The organism is Verrucomicrobiota bacterium, assembly GCA_037139415.1.
Lineage (GTDB): Bacteria > Verrucomicrobiota > Verrucomicrobiia > Limisphaerales > Fontisphaeraceae > JBAXGN01.
In genome coordinates this window covers 1-3,007 of sequence record JBAXGN010000340.1, presented here as the reverse complement: position 1 = coordinate 3,007, position 3,007 = coordinate 1, and the positions used below count along the sequence as shown (strand labels likewise).

The 3,007-nt window shown below is 59.3% G+C and carries 3 protein-coding genes; 2 read left to right on the top strand and 1 reads right to left on the bottom strand.

The annotated features are described in order from the left end of the window. Nucleotides 1-121 precede the first annotated feature (121 nt). Both lgt and miaA read left to right on the top strand, forming a co-directional pair. Nucleotides 122-910, top strand: a complete 789-nt coding sequence (gene lgt, locus WCO56_29395; protein MEI7733717.1) for a prolipoprotein diacylglyceryl transferase — start codon at nucleotides 122-124, stop codon at nucleotides 908-910. 13 nt (nucleotides 911-923) lie between these two features. Further along, nucleotides 924-1,871, top strand: a complete 948-nt coding sequence (gene miaA / locus WCO56_29390; protein MEI7733716.1) for a tRNA (adenosine(37)-N6)-dimethylallyltransferase MiaA — start codon at nucleotides 924-926, stop codon at nucleotides 1,869-1,871. 3 nt (nucleotides 1,872-1,874) lie between these two features. Here miaA and argF read toward each other — a convergent pair whose 3' ends face one another. Next, nucleotides 1,875-2,771 (bottom strand): ornithine carbamoyltransferase, encoded by an 897-nt coding sequence (argF, locus tag WCO56_29385; protein MEI7733715.1) that lies wholly within the window; start codon nucleotides 2,769-2,771, stop codon nucleotides 1,875-1,877. Nucleotides 2,772-3,007 lie beyond the last annotated feature (236 nt).

The window sequence follows — 3,007 nt, the reverse complement described above, 5'->3', positions numbered from 1 at the left end:
CGCTTGTAACCGTCTGCCATTCCTCATGGTTACCTAAATGAAAAATCAGCCATAGCCATTCCACCACCGGCAACAAAACCTTTCGACAGACATGGCGTTTCCACGCTAACGTAGCCGGGTCATGCGCGATGTGGCATTGCAGTTTGGACCGTTGACCATCCACTGGTATGGAGTACTGGTGGTGACGGGATTTATTTTGGGCCTGTGGACCGCCAGCCGGCGCGGGCTCCGGGACAATTTCGCGCCGGAAAAGATCATGGACCTCGGGCCCTGGCTGCTCGGCGGGGCCATTGTTGGGTCGCGGTTGTTGTATGTGATTTCGTATTGGCAGGATGACTTCGCCCGGCAGCCCATTTGGGAAATCTTCATGATCCAGAAAGGCGGCCTGGTCTTTTACGGCGGGTTGATTGGCGCGTCGCTTTGCCTGATCGTTTATGTGCGCTTGAAGAAGATGCCGCTGTGGAAGCTGGCGGATGTGCTGGCGCCCAGCGTCGCCTTGGCGCACGTGTTTGGCCGGTTGGGCTGCCTGATGCACGGCTGCTGCTTTGGCTATCCCACCGCTGTGGCGTGGGCCATTCATTTTCCCAAGGACCATGCCACGCACGGGGTGGGGGTGCATCCCACGCAGATCTATGAATCCCTGCTGAACCTGGCGCTCTATGCCGCGCTGGCCTGGGGGTATCGCCGCAAGAAGTTTGACGGCCAGATTTTCGCCATTTATCTGCTGGCCTACGCCTGCCTGCGTTCCTTTGTGGAACTCTTCCGGGGTGATTACCTGCCGGCCTCACGCATGCTGGATCAGCATCTGACCCCGGCCCAGTTTGTCAGCGTGTTTCTGCTGATTGGCGGGGCGGTGTTGTATTGGCGAAGGTCGCGGGCCGCGGCTCCCAAACCACCGTGCGCCAAATAATCAGCGACGGTCCATGATGCCAACCCCGCCTGCAACTCTATTTCTGGCCGGTCCCACTGCCGTGGGCAAATCGGCGGTGGCGCTGTGCCTGGCGGAACGGTTGGGCGGCGAGATTATTTCGGTGGATTCCATGCAGGTGTATCGCGGCCTCGATATTGGCACCGCCAAGCCATCGGCGGCGGACCGCGCCCGCGTGCCGCATCACCTGTTGGATGTGGCGGAACTGACGGAGCCGTTCGATGCCTCGCGATTCGTGGCGCTGGCAACCGACGCGGTGAGCGCGATTCACGCCCGAGGCAAATGGGCCATCTTCTGCGGCGGCACTGGTCTGTATTTCCGGGCCTGGATCGAGGGGTTGGGTCATGCGCCGACCGATCCGCAGTTGCGCGCCGCACTGGAAGCCATGCCGCTGCCGGAGTTGCTGGAGGAATTGGCGGCCAAAGACCCCGTCACCTTTGAGCGGATTGACCGCCAAAACCCGCGCCGGGTGTGGCGTGCCATCGAAGTCATCCGCCTGACCGGCCAACCTTTTTCGGCTCAGCGTGCCACGTGGACGAAGTCGGCGGCAGAAGCGCAGCGGCTCCGATTCTATGGTCTCCAACGAACGACGGAAGAATTGCACACCCGCATCCATGCGCGGGTGGAGGATATGTTTGCGCTTGGGTTGGTGGCGGAGACTCAGGCCTTGATGCAGCGGGGGATCGAGCAAAACCGTAATGCCATGCAGGCGATCGGTTACCGGCAGGTGGTGGAATATCTGAGAGGTGAGCGGGATTTGAAGGCGACGATTGAATTGGTCAAAGCCCGCACCCGCCAATATGCGCGCCGCCAGATGACGTGGTTTCGCCGTCAGGCTCCGGTGCAATGGATTGAATGGCAGCCTGGCCAATCCGCGGAGATGATTGCCGCCACGATACTCGTTGCGGCTGATTCCAATGAGCTTGAATGTGATTTGGAATGAAGCTCACTGCCCGGCCAGGTAATGCAGAATGGCTTTTTGCGTGTGCAAGCGGTTTTCCGCCTGATCGAAGATGGTCTGGGCATGGGCCTCGAAGGTGGCATCATCAATCTCCTTGCCCCGGTAGGCGGGCAGGCAATGCATGACCAAGGCATCGGGCTTGGCCAATTTCACCAAGGCTTGATTCACCTGATACCCCGTCAATGCTTGCACGCGTTGCGCGGACTCCGCCTCTTTCCCCATGGAGATCCACACATCGGTATAGAGTAAGTCGGACTGACTGGCGGCGGCAGCCAAATCATCCGTCACTAGCACCCGGGCCCCGGAGCGTTTCACCAACTCGGCGGCGGGTTGGAAATTTCGCGGCGCGGCAATGCGCAGTTCAAAATCCAGTTTGGCGGCGGCAAAAATCCACGATTGCGCCATATTGCAGGCGCCATCCCCGACAAACGTGACCACCTTGCCTTGAATCGGCCCGCGCTTTTCCTGGTAGGTGAACAGATCGGTCAGCACCTGGCAGGGATGCTCGTCATCCGTGAGCGCATTGATGGTCGGCACGCCGGAATACTGGGCAAACTCCTCCACATCCTGCTGGGCATACGTGCGAATCACCGCGCCATGCACCATGCGCCCCAGCACTCGGGCCGTGTCTTTGATGGGTTCCCCACGGCCGAGTTGAATGTCATTCGCATTCAGAAACAATGGTCGCCCCCCCAATTCGTGAATCCCCACTTCAAAAGAAACGCGGGTGCGGGTGGACGACTTGGAAAAGATCATGGCCCAGGTCTGCCCCGCCAGCGTTTTTACATGACTCGTGCGATCACGCTTGAACAGGGCGGCGCTGGCCAGGATTTGTTCCATGACCGCCCGCGGCGTTTTTTCGAGACACAACAAATGTTTCATAAAAAATAACAGCCCCCATTCCGGGGGCCTTTCAACGGCTTCACCAGCATAACAAGCTGGAAAGCCAATATACTATAGACACCCTTGAAAAAAAGTCACGCACGATTATTGGAAAGTTATTGGGCGCAACCGCGACCGCAAAAAGTGGCTTGCGAACCCGGCGCGGCCCCCGGCATACTGCGGCCATGCGAATAGCCCGTTCGGCTTGGTCGCCAGGCAAGGCGGCACCGAACTAG